The following is a 23,731-nucleotide window of genomic DNA, read 5'->3' on the forward strand; positions in this document are numbered from 1 at the left end:
CCACCTCCTGGTGGGAAGGCCTTCTCTGTCTAATCTTTATCTCATTTTACAATACTTGAGCCACAAGTGTTGCGCAATCGGGCGGCAATAACGACCGGGAAGGAAAGAATGTTAAAAATTGGAAAGAACGATTATGGGAGAGGAGCAGGCACACGGGAACCTTCAATCCCTTGCCGGCGACTATCGACAATTCTATCGGCAACCTCGGCAATGTGTTTTTCCAGAATGAGACGGAGATGGCTTCCAGGCCGGTAATCCGCGGGCGCCATGAAATGGACCCGGTCCGCGTGGAAGGTAAGCTGATAACATTTTTCGAATGACCGACGGGTCTGATCCTCCGGATTATAGACCGCCAAGGCGAATCCGCCATTTCTTTTCATGACGGTAAAGCAGGGGACGTCTGTCGGTCCATCGCCTACATAGATCATTTGTCGGAACGGCACCCGGCGGCTTTCCTCAGGCATATGGTCGTTCACATCCTCTTTTAAATCCGTCAGTCCTTTGTTGACCCGAAACAGGAATTGGGTTTTCTGCGTATGACTGATGGTGCGTTTGGGGAAGCTGATGTGCCCGTCTTCCTCGTCGAACTCACAGCCGAAAATGGCGCGGACCTGGCTGGCGACCACGCTTCCTTCCAAAATAGCCTTGAGTCCGGAGCTGACAACATAATGTTCCAAGCGGATGGGCACTTCCTCGTATTTGGGTTTTTTTAAGATCCCATTGAGTTCTTCAAAAAATGAGGGGACCCCTGGGAAAAAGGACAATTGGTTGCCCATGCCACGGAGGTCCTGATTGGAAAGCGTCCGGATGCAGGGTTCTTCCAGCATTCGTTTCATATAGGCCAACTCCTGATCATAATCCCGGGCTTCGATCAGGGCGGTACAGCTTTTCCAAAATGTGGACGGGTCAAGTTCAGCGTGCCGCAGAATCGTGTGATCCTGCATGTAATGCGGACTCAACGTATGATCGAAGTCATAGACGATAGCGATAATGTTCTGGGGTTGATTCATGAGGCTTCCCTGACCGATTCTTGGGAAAAGCAGTGTAAGTTGAGGAGCGAAAGGTGTCAACGAATGAGCCTGGGCGAGGAAAGAAAGCCCTGGAGGCCTTTTTCGTTTGTGGGATGCTGTCGAAGAAGAAATGATGCTGCGTGAAAGACGGATCAGACCAAGGACGAACTGTTATACGCCATAGCGCATACGCGTGCCCTGCTGGTTCGAAAGAAGAATTTCCGGAGCACTGAGTTCTTTGGGAAAAAGCGTGCCGGAGATCTTGGTGCCGTGAATGCTGGCCCCTTCTAAATTGCATTGGGAAAGATCTACTCCTCGAAGATCGGCCTGCCGGAAATAACTTCCCCGGAAATCCATGCCTGCCGCTTCAATGCCGCGCAGATCCACATTCCGGAAATCGCAATTACTTAGATCAGGTTTCTCACCGGACTTAAACCGGGCATTGAATTCAGTAATTTTCCCGTCTCGAAGCAGGGTATACATGGGGTTGTTGGTCAGTTTAGGCTTCATACCGTGATCTCTGGTTCTCTCGGGGTCATCTGAGGATGGTTTGTCTCGGTAATCCATTAACCGTATCGGTTGATCGAAACCTTGAATGAAGCACCTTAAGGCCATTTTTCCTCGAACGCCGGTAGCACTTTAACCCGGTCGAATTAAGTCAGGTCAGGAAATAGAAAGGATACCTATTCCCAGACAAACAGCGGATTCCTGGTAATCGCGAATTTAGTCGGGGATAGCTTGACAGTCGATTAGAAGTTCCTGGATTCTTGTTAAAAAGAGATCCAATTGGGCGGTCTTATCAGAAGGATTTTTTTTAAACTTCTAAAGCCTGGGACACGCACTTTATATTTTTTTTGAGCGTCCCGTCCCGTCCGCAGGCATGGATTGTCTCGTGTTGGCAGTTCGGATTAAAAAATTGCCTTGACGAGTTCCTGAATGCTGCGTTGCATGTCGGTGTCGTCCGTAATCGGGCGGGTAATGGCGGCATCGCAGGCCCGGTCGGGGGCCACCCCTTGTTGCATCAAGGTCCCCGCGTAAATCAACAGCCGGGTACTGACACCTTCTTCCAGGCCATGGTTCCGGAGATTTCGTACCTTTTCACCCAATTTGACTAACCGAATGGCCACGTCCCTGGAAATCTTTGCTTCATGCTCCACGATCCTGGTCTCGATATCTTTGGGAGGATAACCAAACTCAATGGCCATGAAACGCTGCTTGGTGCTTTGCTTTAATTCTTTTAAGACACTTTGGTACCCGGGGTTATAAGAGATCACCAGCAAAAAATCATCCACGGCCTGAATCATCTGCCCTTTTTTCTCAATGGGTAAAAACCGTCGGTCATCACTCAAGGGATGGATCAGCACGGTGGTATCTTTTCGGGCCTCGACCACTTCATCCAGATAGACAAGGGCACCGTGCTTGACTCCCAGGGTGAGCGGGCCATCCACCCATACGGTTTCTTCCCCCTTCAAGAGGTAGCGTCCGATCAAATCGGAGGCGGTCAGATCTTCATGACAGGCGACGGTAATCAGCGGCCGATTGAGTCGATGAGCCATATGCTGGACAAACCGGGTTTTTCCGCATCCAGTAGGGCCTTTCAACATCACTGGTATTTTGTTTTTGGCACCGACAGTGAACAGATCGATTTCCCCGTTCACCTCTTGATAGAACGGCTCCTCGGTGACCCGGAATTGTTCAATACCAAATTCAAGACCCTTCATAACATTTAACCCACATCTAGGAATGAAACAGCGAAACACATGGACGGCTAAGAGAGCATTATACGGGTGTCATTTCAGGGAGGACAACCTGCATGTGCGATCGATGCATTTCCATGGGAGACTGTTGAATAATTCAAAATTTTCACCGGTTCCTCTCATGATCATTTTATGACGAAGCTAACGAGAGCTAGAAAGGAGAGATCAAAGCGTCCATTCAGTCCCGCCCTGAACCATGCAGAAGGGAAGACTGCACTTTGCTTGCGACGTCCACTAGACGTAACCGCTAGTTGTCAAGCGGAGCATACAGGTGGATAGGTGAGCATGACCAAGGGACGACCATGCCGCCAGCGGACAGATTCAACCTTCTCCTGAGGGGATCCTGATCACTCATAAGGGCTGGGCAATGTAGTTAGGCACTAACTGACAGGGGTGATAGGCCAGTTTTGTCCTTGCTAAACTCGGTAGCCCTGAATCATCCATGGTATTCACCAATGGATATGCCTGAACCTCGCGACAGAATTCACGGAAAAGATACTGAGCTAAACCGTAAACTGATCGATCTGCCACCTCCAGCAAGACGCAAAACACCTCCGGGGAGCGGGGGAACCCGAACGTATACGCTTTGACAGCTCCATCCACACGGACAATTCGCCCGGTGAGGCCGAGTTCACGATACTCCTGGAGTGTCACTCGATGGGCATTGGCGGCATCACGAAGCATCAGGCGAGCCACATTCTCGTTGGGTCCTAATCGGGAAACAGGAATATCTTCCTTTTGATGGGTCCAACGGTGAAAAAGGGCGAAGCACTCATCACGATCGGTGATCTGGTACGGGGCAATCCGGATGCGGTGCCCGCGAATAAATCGATTGCACGCGGCGCGTTGGGATTTGTAGGGATTTCCTTTCAGTTGGATGAGATCGGCAGTGCAATAGAGGTAATCGAAGTCCTTTGGCAGGAGGGTGTATCCCCATTGTTGAATTTCTTCTTTTAAATCAGCGGGAATGTTTTCAATTCGCGTCACGCTGGATCCACGATTCCGGGTCTCCATATACTCGGTCACTTGATTCAGCACGTTTTTGAGAGGGCTGCAGAAAGAGGATCCGAGGGATGAATAAGGCCCCACGGGAGGCAGAGGCATAAATATCCCATCGGGATATTCCGCGAAGAGGCACAGCCATCCGTCAATGTCCGTCCAGGAAAAGGTAAATAGATCTTTCCAGATATAATGCGGTGGAAATGACCAGGTGCTCAAGGAAGTTTTTCCCCCGATACCTGTTGAGGCTAGGGCCTGGTTCAGACGAGCCTGATCCTTGATGGTCAATGGACTGAGATGAATGGACATGAAAGATAGTTATACGGGATGGAGGATCTATGGGAAAAGAGCCAATCCGTGGCCGTCACCGCTTGTCGTGTGTATTGGAAGATCGGAGAGTCGCGGTCAGGCGGTCGAGGGTATGCAACACGACGACGTCCTGTTGAAACGGAGTCACTAATCGAGGATGAACGGCAAGGGAATTTAGAACGTGATCGGATTCCAGATAGTTCGCAATTCTTTGGGCCTGTTCCATGAATGCCTTTGGAAGGATCAATGCCGAAGGTTTTTGCCCAGCTCTTCTGAGAGGGTTTTCTTCCCCGGCTTGCTCAAGAAGAAACGGGCACAACGTATCCCAACCAAGTACGACTTTCTCGTGTTGTGCATTCCACATGAGCGCGAAGGGATACAATTGGCAATCCAGAGGACGAATTTCATAAATGCCACAGTGTTGTGTGACGGGATCAAATGCCGGGCAGAGAAATCCTTCCTCCTTGGGATGTCGGACGACTTCAATCTGACTCCCCCGATGATCAGGAAAGGAAGAGGGAGAGATGCCGTGCGTGACGGCCTGTCGAATTTCATCTTCCGTAAAGTACGGTCTGAGGATACTGTCTTGTTCGGGGAAACGGCAGCACACGTCGCATCGAAAACAGACGGCGGAGGGGACGAGCTGTGGACCAGGAATGACGGGGATGGCCTGAGGCATAAGCGTATAACTTTCATGGCGACTCGGCCCGCCATTTCCTTCGGGTGCGTGCCTTGTCTGGTTTCAAGAGAGCGTGCTACGATCTCCCTTATTCTAGCAAAAGGGCCGTCATCAAGGTCCAAGCTTTTCATGTAAGACTCGAATTGAAGTTTTTCGGGCAGGTCCAACCTCTTTTGATCGACGAGTGAAGGACATCAGGGTGCCTGGTCCGTTACACCCGTCTTCCACGATTAACCCAGGATCGGTTATTTCTTCCCACGTAGAACAGTCCGGCCCTATTTTGCCATTGAGTCCGTCAACATCTGACAGCCCCTATCCTCTGTATCGGGACAGGCTGCTCAAGGACGGATTATTTGTGAACGGGCAAGATAATCATTGGCGAGTGGCATGCGGACCCTTTTCGCTTTCCACCGAGGAAGCCAAATTTTTTGAAGCATTAGGGCAACATTTGTTGGTGTTCTACCAGGCGTTGAACCGGTTATATCTTGAAAGCCTGAAAGGTCTGCAACCTGCGTGGGTTCATGAATACCTGGATATCGGAAAGCCGGAGGATCTTCTGGCCCTTGCACGAATGAATCGATTCAAAAATCAACTTCCCGGTGTCATTCGTCCCGATCTTATTCCCACCAACGCCGGCATGGCCCTGACGGAACTTGATTCCGTCCCTGGAGGGATTGGCTTAACCGCCAGTCTAAGTCGGATGTATGCCCAGCAGGGCTTTCCCGTGTGGCCGCAGTCCGACGGGTTGGTTCAAGGGTTTTCCCGTATGTTACGAGGGGTGTTGCACGGGCAGCCTCCGCGAGTGGCCATCGTGGTCTCGGATGAAGCTGAAGCCTATCGCGCGGAAATGCAATGGGTGGTGACCCAACTCCGGCAGGAAGGTTGGGAGGCCTATTGCGGGCATCCCCGTGATATTCGATTTACGGAAGAGGGTCTTTTCATTCACCATGAGGGACAGGAGCAGTCTCTTTCTGTGATTTACCGGTTCTACGAATTGTTCGATTTGAAAAATATTCCAAAAGGGGAATTGATTGCCTACAGTGCCAAAAAAGGCCGGATTGTGGTCACCCCACCCTATAAGCCCTGGATGGAGGAAAAGCTGGCCTTAGCGTTGTTCCACCATCCGATGCTGGAGAAATTTTGGGAGCACGAATTGAAATCCGACACATATGACTGTCTTCGTGCCATCATTCCCGAGACCTGGATTTTGGATCCCAGACCCCTTCCGCCTTCTGCGGTGATTCCCGGCTTACGCCATGGAAATCGTGCGGTGTCGGATTGGCAGTGGTTGGGAGAAGCTACCCAAAAAGAACGTCAGTATGTCATCAAAGTGTCAGGATTTTCCGACCAGGCTTGGGGAAGCCGGGGCGTTTCGATCGGGCATGATATGTCGCAAGTCCAATGGAAAGAGGTCGTGTCCCAGGCTCTGGATCAATTTGAGACGAGCCCTTCGATTCTTCAAACATTTCACAAAGGGCGACTGGTTGTGGTTGAATATTACGACAGCCATTCCGGTGATGTCGTCAGTATGGAAGGACGGGCGCGCTTATCTCCGTATTATTTCGTGGATGAGGGACAGGCCCGGTTGGGCGGTGTCCTGGCGACGGTGTGTCCCAAAGATAAAAAAATTATTCATGGAATGCGGGATGCGGTCATGGCTCCTTGTTCCATTATGGCTAGTCACCCCAGCTCATAAGGCCCAAAACGCCTGGTTCTTTTGGTCCTAATGTATTTTTCATCTCATGGGGAAGACCCCTAGTTGACATGTCTGATACTCTTAACCGCATGAAACTGTATCACACGGAATGGTGCCCGGAATGCCAGGTCGTCCGCGAGAGGTTGGCTGAGTTGGGTCTGTCCTACGAAGATGAAATTGTGCCCGATGTCCGACCTTTCCGGAAAAATTTGTATGAAGTCTCGGGACAGAATTATGTCCCGGTGTTGGTTCATGGAGAAACGGTGTTGACGGAGACATCCGATATCCTGGCATATCTGGACGACTACGAAGACCATGGAACTCCCTCCGGGGAAACCACCAAGCCACCCTCCAGCAACCTTGATGAAAGGAATCATTAAGCTATGGATGATTGGAAAAAGGTCCTCGCCGCAAGTATCACCAAACCCAAGGATTTAGCCAAGTATCTGGGGGTCGATCCCAAAGAGGTGGAAGCCGTCGTCGGGCCCTATCCAATGCGAATTACTCCGACCGTGCTGGCCACGATTAAAAGTAAAGGGGATGCGATCTGGAAGCAGGTAGTTCCCGAGGCCATCGAATTGGATGATATTGATGCCCCGGACGATCCGTTGGAAGAAGATACGGACAGCCCGGTTCCTCATTTGGTCCACCGATATCCTGATCGCGTACTGTTGATGGTGACCAACCAGTGTCCAATCTATTGCCGGTTTTGCACGAGAAAGCGACTGGTGGGGAAACCGGGGTTTCTCAAAAAGGGTGAGCTGGATCGAGCGGTGGCGTATCTTAGAGAGCATACTGAAGTGCGGGATGTTATTCTTTCTGGCGGTGACCCGTTGTTATTGCCTGATCGTCTCATTGAGAGAATTCTGAAAGGCCTTCGGTCCATCCCGCATTTAGAATTGATTCGGTTTGGGACCCGAGTGCCAGGTACTCTCCCTCAACGCATTACTCCAGAATTGTGTGAGATCGTTAAGCGCTTCCATCCAATTTATATGAATTTGCATTTCAACCATCCGGATGAGTTGACGCCGGAGGTCAAGGAGGCTTGCGGTCGATTGGCGGATGCCGGGGTGCCCTTGGGTGCCCAAACCGTTTTGCTGAAAGGCGTCAATGATGACCCGGAAATCATGAAACGGCTGATGCATCAACTGTTGTTGGCCAGGGTAAAACCCTATTACCTGTATCAAGCCGATCTCACCAAGGGGACGAATCATTTTCGGACTCCGGTAGAAACGGGGTTGAAAATAATTCAATCTCTTCAGGGGCATACGAGTGGCATGGCCGTTCCCCACTTTGTCATTGATGCGCCCGGAGGTGGCGGAAAGATCCCGCTATTGCCTAACGATTATTTATTGAATTTGGATGAGAACGGGGCCGTATTAAAAAATTATGAAAATAAAACCTATCATTATCCTCAGCCATCATCGGGAAACGGGCGTGAACTCCCCATGGTCGGCGCCCCTGCATCCCAGGATATGTGCGGTGCCGGCGCCATGGATGACTATTAATGGTCGATTCTAGGAAGACCGGCATTCTGTCCTTTCAACACCTTCGTGCGCTGGTTCGTCAGAAGGTGATCCGGGCCGATGTGCCCATCACCTCCCGGCAAATTCAACCGGCCAGTCTCGATTTACGTCTGGGAACGAAGGCCTACCGTCTCCTGAGCAGTTTTCTGCCAGAACCCTCAGATCAGCAGTCCCAGTTTACCATTGAGGACCTCTACCGGTCCGATATGGTGATGTACGATATGGATCTGACCAATGGCGCAATTCTTGAAAAGGGCCATGTCTACCTCGTGCCCTTGATGGAAAGGGTGAAGCTGCCCAAAGATATCCGCGGTCGAACTAATCCAAAAAGTTCCACGGGGAGATTGGATATTTTTACCCGCGTGGTGACTGATCTCCATATGGGCTTTGATGAAATTCGCTCCGGGTATGAAGGCCCGTTATTTTTGGAAATTGTGCCCAGGTCGTTTACCATACGTGTGCAGGCCGGGTTGGCTCTCAACCAATTACGATTAATGTCCGGCAAACCCATGGTCTCGGATTCAGGGTTGCGAGCTGTTCATCGCAAGACCCCGTTGCTGTATCACAATGGAGATTCCGGGAAAATGGATCTGGCCTTATCGGCCAAGGAACTCCGGGTAAACAACGGTCTATTTTTAAGTGTCGATTTGCAAGGATCGAATGAACATTCCGAGGCGATTGTGGGGTACCGGGCAAAAAAGAACAGTCATGTGATTGATCTCAGTCTGGTTGGCCATTATGCGGCCTCCGATTTTTGGGAACCGCTAAAACGCAATGCCACCGCTACCATGCTGTTGGAGCCGGAAGAGTTCTATATCCTGGCATCCAAGGAACGAATCCAGGTTCCACCTGGCTATTCATCGGAAATGGTAGCGTATGAAGCCGCCTGCGGGGAATTGCGTACCCATTATGCGGGGTTTTTCGATCCTGGGTTTGGCTATGCCAACCGCAGCCGGAAAGGCACCCAGGTGGTCTTGGAGGTCCGTCCTCACGACGTGCCTTTCCGTATTCATGATGGACAGACGTTTTTTAAGGTCGTTTACGAGAAGATGCGGGATATTCCCACGCAGTTATATGGATCGGCGTTAGGGTCTTCCTATTACCAGCAGGGGCTTACACTCAGCAAACATTTTAAGTGGTAACCATGAGTACAGAAACCGAACAACCTCAGTCGACCGACCCTGTTGCCCCAAAGCCAGTACCTCCCCGTCCACCAGTCAGGGATGAGGACCCGGAGGATCAAGAAAACCTGCAGATGCAGGTGGCCATGCGTATGGTGGGGTCCGCCATGGTCTTTATCGGGTTTTTGCAGGTTTTTCTGTCCGCCAGTACCGGTGCCGAAATCAGCATCTTCCCCATGATTATTTATTTTTCAGGAATGGCCATGTGGGCCTATTCCTCCGTGGACAACCTCACTGTCCGTTATACGGTGATGGCGGTGTCTCTGCTTTGCGCGATGGCATTTATGCATTTTGGGGAAGTGTTATTTTGGCATAAGTATCTGATTTACTGGGGCACCATCGGGGTCGTCGTGTTTTTTATGTTCAAAAATCCCAAGAAACCCGCCGGCTCGTAGCCCAACGTTCTTAATTCTTAGTCTTTCCAATCGTGCGTCAACCATTAGGTTTTTCATGGGCATCGCCGTGATCATTCCGGTCTTGAATGAACAGAAGGTTTTGCCAGCTTTGTTGCCCGTCTTGATTCCGCTGGGGTTTGAGGAAATTATTGTGGTAGATGGAGGAAGCCGGGATGGTACGGTGGATGTGGCCAGAAAGATGTTGGAATCGATATCCGACTCCCGCTATCGGATCATTTCCGGTCCATGTGGGCGGGCTTCCCAAATGAACGCCGGGGCAGCTTTGGCCAACTCCGAAATTTTGGTATTTTTGCATGCTGACACCCAATTGCCAGACAATGCCAGGCAAATGATAGCAGCCGCCATGGATGATCGGCAGTGTGTCGGTGGCCGGTTTGATGTACGATTTCCACGGGACACTGGTTATGCATGGATGGTGAGCCGGCTCATGAATCTGCGGTCACGCTGGTCGGGGATTTTCACTGGCGATCAAACCATGTTTGTGCGACGTTCCGTGTTTGAAAAGTTGGGGGGGTTTGCGAATATTCCTCTTATGGAAGATATTGAATTCAGCCGCCGGTTGAAGCGAGTTGGCACGATCGCGACTCTGCGAGCGAAGGTCATCACGTCGTTTCGACGGTGGGAACAGCAGGGCCCTCTCCGCACAATCGTGCGCATGTGGACGCTTCGCGCGTGGTATTGGCTAGGATGGGATCCGCGCCGCCTTCAGCAATATTATGACACCGTCCGGTAAAGACCCAGCTGTACGTCGATCACGTCCTTCGCACCAGAGCCAGGGTGGGAGACGCCGATCTCTCCCGCCTGCGACATCGGCGATTATTGTATTTGCGAAGGCACCGGTTGCCGGTCAAGTCAAAACCCGCCTGTGTCCTCCTCTCACGCCTGATGAAGCAGCCAGTCTCCACGGAAGTCTCGTCTTAGATATTCTGGAGCGATGCCAATCTCTCAGGGGCTATGATCGCATCCTGGCCGGAACGCCCTCTCCCCATCATCCCTTCTTTCGGGCCATGGAGGCTCGATTCAAGATTCCGGTCTGGGATCAAATAGGGGACGATCTGGGAACTCGCATGGCATCAGCATTCAAACAAGCGCTCGGTTCCCCCATATCGTTCGGTTGTGGTCATTGGAACGGACATTCCCGGCATAAACGGTCCACTCCTTATAACGGCACTAGACAGTCTTCACGATCATGATGTCGTGTTAGGTCCCACCATGGATGGCGGGTATTATTTAATCGGGCTGCGCACTCCCGTCCCGGAACTGTTTGAGAACATACCGTGGTCCACGGAGCAGGTATATGCCATTACAGAGCAGAAGGTAAAAATGCTGGGCCTATCGTTAAAAACCCTACCGAAACTTCGTGATCTTGATACGGTGGAGGATCTTCACATGTGTATCCGGGATTCGAAAGATCGGCAGAATCAGATGTTTTCTTCTCGCACCAAAAATGTGTTGCAGGAGTTGGCCAAGCGATTGACCAACCGCGAATAAGGGAATAATCCTCATTTTTGAATGACGGGAGTATCTACACGAGTACCACAGGAGAGATGAGAAATGATTGACCGTGTGGCGTTGATCACTGGCGGGGCCAGAGGAATTGGACGGGGTATCGCGCTGGACTTGGGGGAGAAGGGTTGGAGGGTGGCTCTTTGCTATCGTACCAGTCGGCAGGAAGCTGAAGAAGTCAAGCGTGGCATCGAGGGACGGGGTGGAAAGGCGTTGGCCATTCAATGTGATGTCTCCGACCCTGTTGCGGCAACACAGCTTGTTCAGCATGTGGAAGATGCCTGGGGCAAGATTGATGCGCTGATCAACGGGGCCGGGCCTTACCATCGCATCTCACTGTTTGAGGAAACTGTTGAGGGATGGTCGGACATGTTCACCAATAATCTCCACCCGATCTTTTATCTCGCGAAGGCCGTGGCGCCGGGGATGAAAGCCAGAAAATCTGGCCGCATTATTTCGTTCAGCATGGCCAACGCGGACAAAATGGAGGCCCAACCGCATGTGACCGCCCATTATATTGCTAAAGCCGGCGTGCTCATTCTTACCAGGACCCTGGCGAAAATGTTGGCCCCGGATGGCATTACCGTGAATGCGATTTCACCGGGATTTATCGATTCCGGGAGCGCGTCACCGGGAGAGCTGGATGGTATGGCTAAGAAAATTCCGGCAGGATATATTGGTCAGGTTGAGGATACCGTCCAAGCCGTTCGGTATTTCTTATCTGACGAAGCTCGATACGTGACCGGAGCCAATCTGCACGTGAGCGGCGGCTGGGGAGTCTGAAGCCTCGAAGCTGTCATCAATGAGCAGAATACAGGCTTTCTCGATAATTACCCTCCCTGTGCCATGCTGGACAACGGGAAAGCATCTTTCAATATCTTGCCTCTCGTCCTGCTTCTTGCTCCTACCCGGGTCCATGCTTTTCCAACCAGGTGATTCCAAAAATCTCCCCAAAGTGGTGGGCAAGTTGTGTCCGCACCCTGTGTGATTCTATTGGTCTCCCAAGGTTCTTTGCTATGGAAACCATGGTACAGCCTTCAATCCCGCATGGTGATAAAAGAGTGAATGGTTGGAGATCGACGTTCACGTTTAAGGCAAATCCGTGCATGGTCACCCCACGGGAAATTCGTACGCCGATGGAGGCAATTTTTTCCATGCGCCTGGCGGATGTTTTCACCCACACCCCTCGAAACGTTTCATGACGACATCCGGCAATCCCCCATTCCGCTAAAGTGCGAATCAGGACCTCCTCCAATTGCTGGACATAGATTTTGGGACCCGGACAGAAATTGCGAAGTCGTAAAATCGGATATCCAATTATCTGTCCGGGGCCATGATAGGTCACAGATCCGCCTCGCCCGGTCTGATGAAGGTGGACCCCCATGTGCTGCAGTTGGGTCCAGCGAGGCTCCCAATGTTCAGGCTTGGTTGTTCGTCCCAATGTGATAACAGGTTCGTGTTCGGTCAATACCAATGTGTCGGGCCGACGGTCCTCGAGACGTTGGGCAACCAGAGACTGTTGAAGCTCCAAGGCTTCCGCATAGAGTAGCCGAGGAAACGTCAGCACCATTCCCGGTTGTCGAGAATCGACGAGAGCCATAGGAATCCGATCTCAGGATGAAGTGAACCCTAAGGGGAGGCCCAGGACTTTCAAGATAGGAGGTGGGAGGCGTTTGATTTTGCCGTTGGTATCCACGGCCACAAGGGTTGCCGATCCTTCCACGACCAATCTTTTGCTGGTGCGTTCTTTGATGATATGGGAAAACGTGAGAGACGTTCGTCGATCGGCCGCTACCGTCGTCTCGACCTCCAGGATGTCTCCATAGGTGGCGGCTGATCGATAGGATAGTTCAGCGCGTATCACGCGAAATTCGGTTCCTTCTTGTATTAATGCGGCAACCGACAGGCCATGGCTATCGAAGTAATGCGTTCGGGCTCGTTCAAAGTATTTTAGATAGTTGGCGTAGTAAACGACTCCTCCACAATCTGTATCTTCATAATAGACCCGAACCTCCATTCCGGCCGGTCGCCTCCCCTACACATTCATGGTTGGAAAATCTGGTAGGTCGGTGGGAGCCACCCCACTTAATTTTATCACCAGTTCATAGAGCTGGTGGTAGCGTTCCGGTTTAATGGGTTCAAATCCGTAACCCAGTAGGGCATGGTCAGCAGCATCAAATAAGGATTTCATTTTAGGCCAATCTGTGACAAAGCGTTGCCCCATGGGATCTCCAAGCGCATCTAACGCCTGAAATTGCGCCTGGAGAGGAAGGCGATATTTCCCATCAATTTCATTCAGATATTGCCTGCGACAGGTTTCTCGCAGGTCCTCCGGGAGTTGTTCGAGGTTCACATCCCAACTTTTCAGTTGGTACTGGGTATACAAACGGGATTGAGCAAAGGCTTCCAAGGCTCGAAGGAGGACGTGAGTGGCAACCTCTAGATCCCGCCCGCGATCTCCACGGCGTTTTGCCCATGCCAATAAGTCGAGAGCCACCGCAGGCTTAATATCTTTCGAATCCAGCACGATTCGTTCAAGGAACGTGAGGTTTGCTTTGAGGAGGTGAATGAGGCGATCCATGCCCGGAGGGCCGCCCCACACGGAAGCCAGTTCCAAGGCTTTGATCCCGCCTTTTAATTTTTCCCAGGCAGGACGATACAGGAGTTGATCCCACAGGCCATAGCCCTGTGCCACATCGGCCAGGGCCCGATAAAATGGTTTTAGCCCGCCGCTGATTCGGTGTTCCAACGTGTGAAACCCTTTAACGGCCGCATCATAAGAACCATGATTGAAATGGTAGCAAGTCTCGTGTCGCAGATGCGGCGCTTCTTCGTCCCAAGGATTGGCAGAGGCTTCAGATTGCGACAACAATTTGGTGATCGCTTCGACGGCCTGGTCAGCAGATGGAAAAGGATGGCCGGGAAACGACAACACTTTGGTGGAAAAGGGAAATCCTGTCAGCACCATGGCGGAAGCCATGCCAACGGTCGCGCCGGTAATATCAATCACCAGTTCCCCGGGCATCACGTTCCAGGTCGTTAACAAAGGGCCAAGCCCATGAGCCAGGGCTTTCTGGCATGCAGAAAAACTTTCAGGGGAAGGAGTGAAGATCCAGTCCCAACGCTGAGGCATGCGTGACAAGGCCGGAGGGATCTGAGATTCCACGACCTGTTTATGGGACTCATGCAGAAAAAAACATACCATGTCAGGATTCAAGTGCCGAACAATGGCGATGGCGGACGTAGGGTCGGCTTGAATGGCGAGTAGGAGTGCTTTGGTGGGGATATGGGCACTCACAATGAATCGACTATATCATCGGTTGAGGAGTCCGGCAAGAAAACCGATGCTGGATATTATGCTCTCAACGTGGAATCCCGGTATTTTCTTCGCACAGTGTGAAATTTGATTCCTATCCTGATAGAATCGGCCACGATGAATATTGATGCGGTCATTCAGGCCTTTGAAACCAGTGCCGATGTCAAAAATGAATTTATCCGAACCCACGCGGAACGTGTCGTTGAAATTGGTCAATTGCTGATCCGTGCATTTCGTGAAGGCCGAAAGGTCTTGCTCTTTGGGAATGGTGGGAGTGCGACGGATGCCTCGCATCTTGCCGCGGAATTTGTGGGTCGGTACCGACGCGATCGAGATCCCCTTCCTGCCCTGGCGTTAGCCTGCGATATGGCTGCCATTACCTGTATTGCAAATGATTATGACTATACGGATATTTTCTCCCGGCAAATAAAGGCGCATGGCCGCAAGGGGGATGTGGCTATTGCCATTAGCACCAGCGGGAACTCCCTGAACGTGATCCGCGGTGTGGAAGCGGCTACGGACAGAGGCCTTGTCACCGTGGCCTGGACAGGCGCCACCGGGGGTAAGGTGGGAGATCTCGTCGATTATTGTTTTCGGGTCCCTTCTTCGGTGACGGCACGTATTCAAGAATGTCATATTACGCTGGGTCACGTGTTGTGCGAATTTATTGAAGAGCGTCTTTTTGGTGACCAGGGCTAAATCATTGCCGACCGGTACGTCTCCGAAGCTGAATCTCGCCCGGCTTCGCACCTACCCGCTTCAAACCCGTCATTCCAAAGTGAAAATGGCGGATTTTGGTTCACCCTGGCAACGTGCTGGTTCCTTTCAAGCCTTCCTTAAAACCTTACCGGATATTTTAGCAGGCAAAACTTTCAGAGCCGTGGTGGCGGCGATCGTGAATGCCAGACGACGGGGAAAACCGGTGATCCTCGGCATGGGCGCCCATCCAACCAAGGTCGGTCTTAATCCCATTGTCGTGGACCTGATGCGCAAGGGTGTGATTACTGCCGTGGCCATGAATGGAGCCGTCATTATTCACGATTTTGAGATAGCCTACCTTGGGCAAACCTCCGAAGAGGTCGAAGCCGAAATTGATTCCGGACGATTTGGCATGGCAGAGGACACGGGGCGCATATTAAATGAGGCGATTGTGCAGGGATGGCAACAGGGTTTGGGTATTGGAGAAGCGGTCGGCCGGTATCTGTTGAAGTATCCCAGGCAATTTCCACATCGGGGAAGGAGTTTGCTGGCGGCCGGTGCGCAACTTGGTCTTCCCGTCACGGTGCATGTGGCGATCGGGACCGATATTATTCACATGCATCCCCAGGCAAATGGTGAAGCGATTGGTGGCGGCTCGTTATTGGATTTTCGCAAGCTGGCCGCAGTGGTGTCGAAGATGGAAGGGGGCGTGTACATCAATTTGGGATCAGCGGTCATGATGCCGGAAGTCTTTCTCAAAACCGTAACGTTGGGGCGAAATCTGGGACGAGCCTTAAAACAGATCACAACGGTGAATATGGATTTTCTCCCCCATTACCGGCCGATGACCAATGTTGTCAAACGGCCAACGCAAAAAGGTGGAAAGGGTTATGCGCTGACCGGTCATCATGAATTGATGGTTCCGCTTTTGGCCGCAGCCGTGCTGGAGGCGCTTGGCAGGTGAGGTATTCTCAGGTGGCTGCGACTTTATTGATACGGGATAATCAGGTGCGGGCTTAAGGAGGAGAACCCTCATGAAAAAGAAAATTCTCATTGTCGATGATCATCCCGACATTGTCCTCATGCTGACAGACCGCTTAGAGGCCTTGGGTTATGACACGATATCCGCTGGAAATGGCCAAGAAGCGTTGGAGAAATATGAGCAGGACTTTCCTCACCTTATGCTGTTGGATTTGGAAATGCCACAGATGGCCGGCATGGAAGTGTTGCACCAATTAGCCAAAATGAGTGTGAAAAAGAGTGGAGAGGCTGATTCTCAGACATTTGGCGGAGGAGAGTGCCTCCCGTTGCCTGTCGTGGTTATGACGGCTCATGGCACAATTTCCAAAGCCGTTGAAGCCATGAAAGCCGGAGCGTATGACTTTCTCACGAAGCCTATTGAGCTGGACCATCTGGCCATTGTCCTTAAAAAGGTCCTAACGCGGGAAGCATTAGGGCGGCAGGTTGCGGCGTTGCGCACGGAGGTGGAAAGCCGGTATAGCCAGATCATAGGGAATAGTTCTCAGGTGCATTCAATGGTGGAGTTGGCAAAACGGGCTGCCGAAGCTGATGCCACGGTGTTGCTGCTGGGAGAAAGCGGGACGGGAAAGGAATTGTTTGCCCGGTCCATTCACCAATGGAGCGACCGGAGGGATATGCCGTTCAGTATCATCAATTGTGTGGCTCTCACGGAAACCCTCTTGGAGAACGAACTCTTTGGGCATGAAAAGGGCGCGTTTACCGGTGCAGACTCTCTCCAGAAAGGGAAAATCGAAGCCGCGGATGGGGGAACCGTTTTCCTGGATGAAATTGGCGATATGCCGCTGGGGCTTCAGGCTAAATTACTCCGGGTGCTTCAGGATCATGAGTTCCCCAGGGTTGGTGGGACGCGATTGGTCCGCGTCAACATTCGGGTGATTGCGGCCACCAACAAGGATCTGAAGCGAGCGGTTAAAGAGAGGACCTTTCGGGAAGACCTGTATTTCCGGCTGAATGTCGTGAACTTGTTATTGCCACCATTGCGAGATCGTCCCGAAGATATCATTCCTCTTGCCGAACATTTTTTAGCCCGCCACATGCGGGAAATGAAAAAACGGAAGCGGAGTTTTTCAAAGTCTGCCATTAAAACGATGCGATGCTACGCATGGCCCGGCAATATTCGGGAACTGGACAATGCGATCGCTCGAGCAGTGGTGTTGGGAGTAGAGGAAGAGATTTCTCCAGATCTCTTGGGATTGGGGGGAGGAAAAGACGAACTCGATGAGATCGATAACCTCCCCTACCATGAATCCCTGGACCGATTCGGTACCCGCATTTTGGAGCAGGCCATGCGTCGAAGCAACTGGAGCCAAACCAAAGCCTCAGAACTCCTTGGGCTTCAACGCACTTACCTCTCCCGGCTCCTCAAACAAAAAGGCATTCAGCAGGAGACTGAGAGTTCCTGATCATTCTGAGATTTCGAGGAACCGGGGAAAGACTCCTCAAGGTTCAAACGACCAATTATTGACTGGTAAAGGGGAATGAGGACCCATTGTCCTATTTGGAATTGGTCTGAATGCTGGGATTCGTACTGATATCCCCATGAAAAACCGCCTGCTGGTTTCCAGAAAACCAATTTATGGGCATAGGGGGAATCTGTCAGGTTGGACATGGAAAACACCATAAGCCCTTAGCAACTGAAAAACCTTGTGCCGGGCGTGTAAAAACCGTGGTGGTGGGTCCGGGTTGGATGAGGGGGAAAGAAGTTCCCAATATCAGAAGGCTGGAGGTTTTTCCTCTTTTGAAAGAATGCCAAGTGGGCGGTTGCTTCGGTCATTGATGAAGAAATGGGGTTTCAGATCCGCCGCCGAACAGAGGAAGGCTTTAAAACAGACACAGCGATATCCTGAAAATTGTAAGCTTCTGAAAGGCATTCTGAATGCCAGCTTGATCATTGAGGGTCGCGCCTTGCTTAACCCCACGATTTTTTTCCTCAGCTAAACTCAAAAGACCCTCATGTTTTTTCGTTCCTTCCTGAGTAGTCGTATTCAATTCCTCTGACTTGCTATCATTTTTTTGCGGACAGGTTCAGGCATATGAGCTTGGTTAACGAATGTCATGATGTCAGGCTCCGCCGTGTCAGGAGTGGTTTGAGGACCTGAATGCGAAAAAAATTCAGGCCTTCGGTGATTTCTCCACTGCAGGACGTGTCACTGCGCAGGTAAATTCCTGGCCTTGAAAATTGAGTAGATACACTGAAATCTCAATAGGGAACTCCTGGCCATTTTTGGTACGGTGGATCGATGGGTAGGATAAAGGTTGACCCTTCCGCAAGCTTTCCAGGCGTTGTTGGAATTTTTCATTGTCATGGTAGGGGGCAATGTCGGGAATACGCAGGGTTTTAAGTTCTTCCTGTGTATATCCTAAGGAGTCGCAAGCCGCCTGATTGGCAAAACGTAAGCGTTTATCCGAATCCGCCACCATGATTCCATTGGGTACATGATCAAAAGCGAATTGCATCAGTTGAGCATACTCTGCTAGCTGTTCATAGGCGGTGAGGTTCAATGGGTGTTGCGTGGCGTCATGAAGGGAAGCCCCCGTTGAGCTTGGTTGAAGAAGGGAAGGAAAGGTGGCAATGGATTGAGTAGGTGCGAAAGAGCTTTGCCACCCTGCGATCGCGATGTTTCGTGCCAAACAGGCTCGATGAATGGCGGATTTAACTTCCTGCCGTTGGTAGGGTTTGGTGAGGTAAGCAAAAGCTTTCTCGAGGATGTCCGGATGGGCAGTCCTTCGTAAGGAGGTAAAGGCGGTCAACAGAATGACGGGAAGATGTGGATGCGTCTGAGAGAGTTCGTTGAGCACTTCAATGCCATCCCGATCTGGAAGTCCAACATCGAGAAGCACGATATCATAGGATGATGTCGAACTTTTTTGGAGGGCGGCCCCTCCGGTTCCTACAGAATCCACCTCAAAGCCTTCCTGGAGAAGGTAGTCAGAGAGGGCAAGAAGGATGTCGGTGTCGTCATCCACGAGCAAAATGCGCGGCTTCGTGGACAAGGTTGACATGTTTCCTTTCTTCAAAGGCGAATCAGAGGATTGTAAAATTTTGGAAGAAAAAGTCACCTAGAAAATCCCTACGTTCCTCCACCCATTCAAAAAGCTCTGCAATTTATAGGCTTGAGTAAATGCTTGTTTTTCGAAGAAAGAAGGGCCTTTAAAAATTAAAAATGTATCCGTTTAGATAACTGTTGTATCTAAACGGATACGTTTTTGACAGACCGCATTGGTGATTCTTAGGAGGGTGTGGTCGAGTGTGTTACGGGCAGGATAACACAGAAGCGACTACCCTCACCGGGAAAACTTTCCACCCAAATCGATCCGCCGTGCAGCTCGACTAAACTCTTCGTAATAGCCAAGCCGAGCCCAGCTCCCCGATTTTTCATTTCAGAAGATTGCCCCCGGTAAAACCGTTCAAAAATCGTCTGTTGTTCCTCGAGAGGAATGCCGCAGCCGCTATCAATGACGCATGTTTGAATCATCCCGTCGTCCCGCTGCTTGACTTCCACTTTCACAGTTCCGGGAGGTTCTGTAAATTTGAGGGGCATTGTTGATGAGGTTGGTAAAAATCTGAATGAGCTTATCCCGATCGCCCTGGATGAAACCGATGGGATCGGAAATATGGGCTTCGAGAATGAGGGAACGTTCCTGCGCGATAGATTGCAACGTTTCCACCACCTCCCTGGCGAGGCTGCCCATGTTAACGGGGCTCTGGTGCAAGTCCATGCGGCCAGCTTCGATGCGGGAAAGATCCAAGAGATCATTTATCATCCGAGTGAGTCGTTCGATGTTGTATTTCATCCGCTCGAGATAGAATGATTGTCGGTCATTCAGATCGCCGACCAAGCCATCCAACATGTTTTCCACCAACCCTTTAATAGAGGTCATCGGCGTGCGAAGTTCATGTGAGACAATAGACACGAAGGAAGACTTTAACCGGTCTAATTCCTGAAGACGTTCATTGGCGGACTGCAAATCTTGCGTGCGTTCTTTGACTCGTTCTTCGAGAGTTTGAGCGAGCTTTTCGACTTCCTCATAGGTTTGTGCGTTGTCGATGGCCACCGCCACGTGACTGGCTATGGTCAAAAGCAAATCCAGGTCTTCCTGCGTGCAGCGTTGATGGCCCCGATCGGCTCCCAGATATCCCAGCACGCGTTGATGACTCAGCAGCGGGGCGCACACAAAAGAGATCACTTCCATTTGTCGACAGATGGGGAGAATGAGAGGACTCATCTGATGGGCTATTTCCTCCAGATCGTATGCCAAGACCGGACGTCCGTGGAGTAAAAGGGTTTCATCTATGCTTCCAGGAGAAATGGGAAATTCAAGGTGTCGAATTCGCTTCTCTAATTCCAGAGCCACCCCTGACACATCGGAGACCCTGGCTTTCGTGCCTGCAGGATTTTGGAGGACGAGGATCATACGTTGGAATCCCAGATTTTTTCGAAGAAGCTTCAGGACGGTGGAAAACAGTTTTTGGACATCGAGTGTCGAAGTAATCACAATTCCGGTTTGGTGCAACGTACTGAGTTGCGTGACCTGCTTCGTGATGGTGTGAACATAATGAGAGATGGCTTCCTCACGTTGTTGGAGGGCCCGTGCCATCCGATCGATGCTGGTGGTGAGTTGTCCCACTTCATCCTGGGTGTCTGTCGTGACCGTCACGGAAAAATCTCCTTCAGCGATTTTTCTAGAGGCAACTGCTAAATGATGAAGGGGTGTGACGATGCGATTAGCTAACAGAATGGTGAGAAAAATACCCACGAGGATGATTCCCACGGTGAGGAGCCCGATGTGCCACACCGTTTGATTGAGCGATTGTTGCATGTGTGTGGTGGTGATACCGATTTGGATAATGCCGATGATGGCGGACGGTTTGGTGGAAATCCTGCGACTGTCCTGAAGGGTTTCTGACGCCAACAGTTCTATCGTCGAGAGACGTCTCTCTTGACGATAGACCGGAAGAGCCAAATCATAAATGGTTTCTGATCCGATTCGGAATTTTTCTGCTCCCTTTCGTTCTGCCGACCTATCAGGAAGAAGCCCTTCCTTATGGGGTGAGGTATGTAAGACCGTCACAAGTGGCTCGTTTTTGGGATTTTGAGAAGGTGGCCTAAGCAGTCCTTCCGTGAGGGAATCATCCGGGAATATGGGCCGCGTTTCGTCACGGGTCAGATTGGTGGTATTCACCAATTTTCCTTTTGATTTTCCGACTAGTACGTGACCGTGCTGATCTCGTGCGATGGCATAAATAACTTCCGGTGCCGATAACGCGCCATCCAACATGGTCTCTAAATAGTGGGTATCTTGAATGATGAGTCGATTGACGCTGACTTTGTTCAGTGTTTTAACCAGAATCGTTCCGGTTTTGAGAAGTGCGCCTTTCATGACTTCGGCTTCTTGTTGGATGAGATATCCACTGAGACTAGAGCAGGCAAGAACAATGACCAAACTCACAAATAATGAAAATTTTGCTCGTAATGAGAGAAAGCCCCGCGGCATTGGGGTGGGGTCATTTTGGAGAGGCGATGAGGTTTGGGGCAGCTGGGGCCTAAAATCGCTCATCAAATTGCCTCAGGACGTCTGGGGTCAGAGACAGGCCCAAATACCTTGCAGACTTTTGATTGATGGATTGATGGACGCGTTTAGGAGGAATAATCGTTCCCAATACAGATGAAGGCGTTTGTCTGGCTAACTGTTGAGTAAGCTGAGCAGCTTGGGTGCCGATGTCCGCATAATGGACATACGCACCGATTACGGCGCCGCTACGCACTAACGCGGAGGAAAAACCTACGACGGGAATATTGGCTTCCAAGGTCGTGCTTATCAAAAAGTCCAGTGTGCTTTCGGTGAGAACGGTACTGTCCGGTAAAAGCCATAAGGCATCGATGCGATCTTTGAGGGCATTGAGTGCGGAAGCGACATCTTGTTCTTGGTGTATTTCTTCGGAGAGGATTTGGATACCCAATGCGTTAGCGTCATGGAGAAGCTGCCTATGCATCTCGTGTGATTTTTGCGGATCGAAAAGTACTCCGATGCGTGAAACCTTCGGTGCCAAAGCGTGTAAGGATTTTAGGGGTTGGCGAAACGGGACCTTCAGAGAGAGGCCGACCATGTTGGTGGTCGGCAAACCATATTTTTCCGGATCAAGAACCAAACAAAATATGACGGGAATATCCGGAATTTCGAGTTTGGCAGCAAGAGCCGCTTTTAATCCCACGGCCAGCACAACCTTTACATTTGATGCGCGGATGCGCTGAGCTAGCTGGCGGCCCTTTGCCATATCCCCCTGGAGGTCATATTCCCTGATAATTTGAATAGTGGATGGGAGAGCGGATGTAAATGCGGAAATGGCTTCAGAATAGGCGTTGATGTCTGCCGACTTCAGAATGGCGACTTCCTGCGCAGAGGTGACAGGGGATAGGTTGAGGAAAATTCCCACACAAATGATTACCCAGACAGGCTTCCTCCCATAGCTCCAATAGGCTGATCGGTGGCAAATAGCCCTCAAGTGGTTCATCATGTCTCAGGGACGTTTAGAAGGTTGTTTGTTCTACCATATGGTCAGGAAATGGTTGATTGTTGATTCATTCGAAATGATAAAAAAAGTGCTTACATTGCCGGGTGTCCGGGTATAAAGATTTTCCTTCTTATACTTTGCTCCTAGTAAGGGGTAGATTCCGGGCTTCCATTCATCGCCAATTTAGGCTGTGATCTTTCATCTAGAAGGATTTCTTTTTTCTCTCAGCGTTTCCCTGTTGGAGGCGCAAACGCAACGTTCACCCTGAAGTCTCACCCAAATATTGGAAAGAAGCAAGGGTAATACCGATTGCAGGTTCGTCTCAAAATGGCGGGAAATTTCCTGGTCAGAAATGAGCAGGAAATTAAGTGGATAGGGGTCAAAGGAGCGGGCTAGAGGGTAACTGTCTAGGAGGGATACTCAGGTGGAATGGGAAAGTCTCTCTAGAATACTGGAAGAAATACCTGGCGTTCGCAACTCTTCCCAAGACCACTCTGGCACCGAATGACTATGGCTGTGAAAACTTTATGGTACGCGATGCCACTCGTATTCTGAAACAAACTGGGTGGTAAGTGAGCGAATCAACCTGGATTCTGCCGTTTCACGAATTATGGGAGTCTGATAATGCGGTTGCCACCCACAATTAAGACATCGGACCACGGTTTCATTCGAAGTTTCTCCACCCTCTTGATGCACAAGGCCTTGGCATTTGGGACATTGAGCGAGTGTGTCGGCACAGTAGGCCGGCGGATCAGGTCTGAGGGAATCCAAATGGATGCGGGTATGTCGTCGGCGAATTTTTCTGTGGGCGGTAGCCGGGTTATTCGGGGATGAATTGGTTCTCTGTTGGAGAGTGGATTTCATCATGTGGATCCCTTTCTTAAAAGAAGTGAAGTGGTGAGGTGCCCCTTAAGTCTTCAGGATTGTTCACTTTCCATCGCAATTACGCTTCCCGGTGGTACCTATGGATTCAAGCAAGAGAGGTGCCTGAAGAACTTGAATAAATCTTAGGAAGAAAATGCCAACAATTATTCAGCAATATATGGTGCTAACAAAATTTGAGGCCCACACAAGGGCAGAGG

25 protein-coding genes are annotated in these 23,731 nt (G+C 50.8%); 12 read left to right on the plus strand and 13 right to left on the minus strand.

Going from position 1 to position 23,731, the window contains the following annotated elements; genetic code table 11:
- Window positions 1–131: 131 nt before the first annotated feature.
- The 5 genes from PP769_RS04660 to PP769_RS04680 form a co-directional block, all read right to left on the minus strand.
- The gene (locus PP769_RS04660) at window positions 132–1,010 is read right to left on the minus strand and encodes an HAD family hydrolase (RefSeq protein ID WP_312645719.1); all 879 of its coding nucleotides are present in this window, start codon (window positions 1,008–1,010) and stop codon (window positions 132–134) included.
- Window positions 1,011–1,181: 171 nt separating this feature from the next.
- Window positions 1,182–1,520, minus strand: coding sequence for a pentapeptide repeat-containing protein (locus PP769_RS04665; RefSeq protein WP_312645720.1), 339 nt, complete (start codon window positions 1,518–1,520; stop codon window positions 1,182–1,184).
- Window positions 1,521–1,918: 398 nt separating this feature from the next.
- Window positions 1,919–2,731, minus strand: a complete 813-nt coding sequence (locus tag PP769_RS04670; RefSeq protein ID WP_312645722.1) for a CbbQ/NirQ/NorQ/GpvN family protein — start codon at window positions 2,729–2,731, stop codon at window positions 1,919–1,921.
- Window positions 2,732–3,118: 387 nt separating this feature from the next.
- Window positions 3,119–4,075 carry a DUF2156 domain-containing protein gene (locus PP769_RS04675; RefSeq protein ID WP_312645724.1) on the minus strand — a complete coding sequence of 319 codons (957 nt, stop codon included), beginning with the start codon at window positions 4,073–4,075 and terminating at the stop codon, window positions 3,119–3,121.
- A 55-nt stretch (window positions 4,076–4,130) separates the two neighbouring features.
- Window positions 4,131–4,754: a YkgJ family cysteine cluster protein gene (locus tag PP769_RS04680; protein ID WP_312645726.1), complete on the minus strand. Its 624-nt coding sequence runs from the start codon at window positions 4,752–4,754 to the stop codon at window positions 4,131–4,133.
- Window positions 4,755–4,953: 199 nt separating this feature from the next.
- Between PP769_RS04680 and PP769_RS04685 the strand changes: the two genes are divergently transcribed.
- The 9 genes from PP769_RS04685 to PP769_RS04725 all read left to right on the plus strand — a co-directional run bounded on the left by PP769_RS04685 (window position 4,954) and on the right by PP769_RS04725 (window position 11,862).
- A complete protein-coding gene (locus PP769_RS04685; protein WP_312645728.1) occupies window positions 4,954–6,450 on the plus strand; it encodes a hypothetical protein in 1,497 nt (498 codons plus the stop codon).
- 68 nt (window positions 6,451–6,518) lie between these two features.
- Complete coding sequence (locus tag PP769_RS04690) at window positions 6,519–6,830, plus strand: glutathione S-transferase N-terminal domain-containing protein (RefSeq protein WP_312645730.1); 312 nt, start codon at window positions 6,519–6,521, stop codon at window positions 6,828–6,830.
- A gap of 3 nt (window positions 6,831–6,833) precedes the next feature.
- Window positions 6,834–7,958 carry a KamA family radical SAM protein gene (locus PP769_RS04695; protein WP_312645732.1) on the plus strand — a complete coding sequence of 375 codons (1,125 nt, stop codon included), beginning with the start codon at window positions 6,834–6,836 and terminating at the stop codon, window positions 7,956–7,958.
- A complete protein-coding gene (locus tag PP769_RS04700; protein WP_312645734.1) occupies window positions 7,958–9,118 on the plus strand; it encodes a 2'-deoxycytidine 5'-triphosphate deaminase in 1,161 nt (386 codons plus the stop codon). The genes PP769_RS04695 and PP769_RS04700 overlap by 1 nt, the downstream gene beginning before the upstream one ends.
- Before the next feature lie 2 nt (window positions 9,119–9,120).
- A complete protein-coding gene (locus tag PP769_RS04705) occupies window positions 9,121–9,552 on the plus strand; it encodes a hypothetical protein (RefSeq protein WP_312645735.1) in 432 nt (143 codons plus the stop codon).
- 55 nt (window positions 9,553–9,607) lie between these two features.
- Window positions 9,608–10,306 (plus strand): TIGR04283 family arsenosugar biosynthesis glycosyltransferase, encoded by a 699-nt coding sequence (locus PP769_RS04710; RefSeq protein ID WP_312645736.1) that lies wholly within the window; start codon window positions 9,608–9,610, stop codon window positions 10,304–10,306.
- Complete coding sequence (locus PP769_RS04715; RefSeq protein WP_312647073.1) at window positions 10,290–10,766, plus strand: TIGR04282 family arsenosugar biosynthesis glycosyltransferase; 477 nt, start codon at window positions 10,290–10,292, stop codon at window positions 10,764–10,766. Before PP769_RS04710 ends, PP769_RS04715 begins: the two co-directional genes overlap by 17 nt.
- Window positions 10,690–11,064 carry a TIGR04282 family arsenosugar biosynthesis glycosyltransferase gene (locus PP769_RS04720; protein WP_312645737.1) on the plus strand — a complete coding sequence of 125 codons (375 nt, stop codon included), beginning with the start codon at window positions 10,690–10,692 and terminating at the stop codon, window positions 11,062–11,064. Before PP769_RS04715 ends, PP769_RS04720 begins: the two co-directional genes overlap by 77 nt.
- A gap of 63 nt (window positions 11,065–11,127) precedes the next feature.
- The gene (locus PP769_RS04725; protein ID WP_312645738.1) at window positions 11,128–11,862 is read left to right on the plus strand and encodes an SDR family NAD(P)-dependent oxidoreductase; all 735 of its coding nucleotides are present in this window, start codon (window positions 11,128–11,130) and stop codon (window positions 11,860–11,862) included.
- 121 nt (window positions 11,863–11,983) lie between these two features.
- Here the strand turns inward: PP769_RS04725 and lipB are convergent, their stop codons facing one another.
- Genes lipB through PP769_RS04740 form a run of 3 tightly spaced genes read right to left on the minus strand, consistent with a single transcriptional unit; the run spans window position 11,984 to window position 14,377 of the window.
- Window positions 11,984–12,679 (minus strand): lipoyl(octanoyl) transferase LipB, encoded by a 696-nt coding sequence (lipB, locus tag PP769_RS04730; RefSeq protein ID WP_312645739.1) that lies wholly within the window; start codon window positions 12,677–12,679, stop codon window positions 11,984–11,986.
- Between the two features lie 12 nt (window positions 12,680–12,691).
- Window positions 12,692–13,096, minus strand: coding sequence for an acyl-CoA thioesterase (locus PP769_RS04735; protein WP_312645741.1), 405 nt, complete (start codon window positions 13,094–13,096; stop codon window positions 12,692–12,694).
- A gap of 18 nt (window positions 13,097–13,114) precedes the next feature.
- On the minus strand, window positions 13,115–14,377 hold the full coding sequence (locus tag PP769_RS04740) for a TIGR02710 family CRISPR-associated CARF protein (RefSeq protein WP_312645742.1): 1,263 nt from the start codon (window positions 14,375–14,377) through the stop codon (window positions 13,115–13,117).
- A 135-nt stretch (window positions 14,378–14,512) separates the two neighbouring features.
- On the opposite strand from PP769_RS04740, the gene PP769_RS04745 reads away from it, so the two are divergent.
- The 3 genes from PP769_RS04745 to PP769_RS04755 all read left to right on the plus strand — a co-directional run bounded on the left by PP769_RS04745 (window position 14,513) and on the right by PP769_RS04755 (window position 17,538).
- On the plus strand, window positions 14,513–15,094 hold the full coding sequence (locus tag PP769_RS04745; RefSeq protein ID WP_312645744.1) for a D-sedoheptulose-7-phosphate isomerase: 582 nt from the start codon (window positions 14,513–14,515) through the stop codon (window positions 15,092–15,094).
- Window positions 15,081–16,058 (plus strand): GSU2086 family protein, encoded by a 978-nt coding sequence (locus tag PP769_RS04750; RefSeq protein WP_312645745.1) that lies wholly within the window; start codon window positions 15,081–15,083, stop codon window positions 16,056–16,058. The genes PP769_RS04745 and PP769_RS04750 overlap by 14 nt, the downstream gene beginning before the upstream one ends.
- A 70-nt stretch (window positions 16,059–16,128) precedes the next feature.
- Complete coding sequence (locus tag PP769_RS04755) at window positions 16,129–17,538, plus strand: sigma-54-dependent transcriptional regulator (protein WP_312645747.1); 1,410 nt, start codon at window positions 16,129–16,131, stop codon at window positions 17,536–17,538.
- A 709-nt stretch (window positions 17,539–18,247) separates the two neighbouring features.
- On the opposite strand, the gene PP769_RS04760 is transcribed toward PP769_RS04755, so the two are convergent.
- The 5 genes from PP769_RS04760 to PP769_RS04780 form a co-directional block, all read right to left on the minus strand.
- Window positions 18,248–19,138, minus strand: coding sequence for a response regulator (locus tag PP769_RS04760; protein ID WP_312645748.1), 891 nt, complete (start codon window positions 19,136–19,138; stop codon window positions 18,248–18,250).
- Between the two features lie 227 nt (window positions 19,139–19,365).
- The gene (locus tag PP769_RS04765) at window positions 19,366–19,611 is read right to left on the minus strand and encodes a sensor histidine kinase (RefSeq protein ID WP_312645750.1); all 246 of its coding nucleotides are present in this window, start codon (window positions 19,609–19,611) and stop codon (window positions 19,366–19,368) included.
- Entirely contained in the window at window positions 19,589–21,694 is a 2,106-nt protein-coding gene (locus PP769_RS04770; RefSeq protein ID WP_312645752.1) for a sensor histidine kinase, read from the minus strand. The genes PP769_RS04765 and PP769_RS04770 overlap by 23 nt, the downstream gene beginning before the upstream one ends.
- Complete coding sequence (locus PP769_RS04775) at window positions 21,681–22,571, minus strand: ABC transporter substrate-binding protein (RefSeq protein ID WP_312645753.1); 891 nt, start codon at window positions 22,569–22,571, stop codon at window positions 21,681–21,683. Before PP769_RS04775 ends, PP769_RS04770 begins: the two co-directional genes overlap by 14 nt.
- A 603-nt stretch (window positions 22,572–23,174) precedes the next feature.
- Entirely contained in the window at window positions 23,175–23,516 is a 342-nt protein-coding gene (locus PP769_RS04780; protein WP_312645754.1) for a hypothetical protein, read from the minus strand.
- Between the last annotated feature and the right edge of the window lie 215 nt (window positions 23,517–23,731).

It is taken from the genome of Candidatus Nitrospira allomarina (assembly GCF_032050975.1).
Classification (GTDB): Bacteria; Nitrospirota; Nitrospiria; order Nitrospirales; family UBA8639; genus Nitrospira_E; species Nitrospira_E allomarina.

Coding starts and splice junctions, on each gene's coding strand:
- PP769_RS04735 (WP_312645741.1), bottom strand. CDS start 13,096: ATGGAGGTTCGGGTCTATTATGAAGATACAGATTGTGGAGGAGTCGTT.
- PP769_RS04745 (WP_312645744.1), top strand. CDS start 14,513: ATGAATATTGATGCGGTCATTCAGGCCTTTGAAACCAGTGCCGATGTC.
- PP769_RS04760 (WP_312645748.1), bottom strand. CDS start 19,138: ATGTCAACCTTGTCCACGAAGCCGCGCATTTTGCTCGTGGATGACGAC.
- PP769_RS04765 (WP_312645750.1), bottom strand. CDS start 19,611: ATGATTCAAACATGCGTCATTGATAGCGGCTGCGGCATTCCTCTCGAG.
- PP769_RS04770 (WP_312645752.1), bottom strand. CDS start 21,694: ATGAGCGATTTTAGGCCCCAGCTGCCCCAAACCTCATCGCCTCTCCAA.
- PP769_RS04700 (WP_312645734.1), top strand. CDS start 7,958: ATGGTCGATTCTAGGAAGACCGGCATTCTGTCCTTTCAACACCTTCGT.
- PP769_RS04665 (WP_312645720.1), bottom strand. CDS start 1,520: ATGAAGCCTAAACTGACCAACAACCCCATGTATACCCTGCTTCGAGAC.
- PP769_RS04705 (WP_312645735.1), top strand. CDS start 9,121: ATGAGTACAGAAACCGAACAACCTCAGTCGACCGACCCTGTTGCCCCA.
- PP769_RS04660 (WP_312645719.1), bottom strand. CDS start 1,010: ATGAATCAACCCCAGAACATTATCGCTATCGTCTATGACTTCGATCAT.
- PP769_RS04675 (WP_312645724.1), bottom strand. CDS start 4,075: ATGTCCATTCATCTCAGTCCATTGACCATCAAGGATCAGGCTCGTCTG.
- PP769_RS04725 (WP_312645738.1), top strand. CDS start 11,128: ATGATTGACCGTGTGGCGTTGATCACTGGCGGGGCCAGAGGAATTGGA.
- PP769_RS04710 (WP_312645736.1), top strand. CDS start 9,608: ATGGGCATCGCCGTGATCATTCCGGTCTTGAATGAACAGAAGGTTTTG.
- PP769_RS04780 (WP_312645754.1), bottom strand. CDS start 23,516: ATGATGAAATCCACTCTCCAACAGAGAACCAATTCATCCCCGAATAAC.
- PP769_RS04690 (WP_312645730.1), top strand. CDS start 6,519: ATGTCTGATACTCTTAACCGCATGAAACTGTATCACACGGAATGGTGC.
- lipB (WP_312645739.1), bottom strand. CDS start 12,679: ATGGCTCTCGTCGATTCTCGACAACCGGGAATGGTGCTGACGTTTCCT.
- PP769_RS04715 (WP_312647073.1), top strand. CDS start 10,290: ATGACACCGTCCGGTAAAGACCCAGCTGTACGTCGATCACGTCCTTCG.
- PP769_RS04695 (WP_312645732.1), top strand. CDS start 6,834: ATGGATGATTGGAAAAAGGTCCTCGCCGCAAGTATCACCAAACCCAAG.
- PP769_RS04670 (WP_312645722.1), bottom strand. CDS start 2,731: ATGAAGGGTCTTGAATTTGGTATTGAACAATTCCGGGTCACCGAGGAG.
- PP769_RS04755 (WP_312645747.1), top strand. CDS start 16,129: ATGAAAAAGAAAATTCTCATTGTCGATGATCATCCCGACATTGTCCTC.
- PP769_RS04680 (WP_312645726.1), bottom strand. CDS start 4,754: ATGCCTCAGGCCATCCCCGTCATTCCTGGTCCACAGCTCGTCCCCTCC.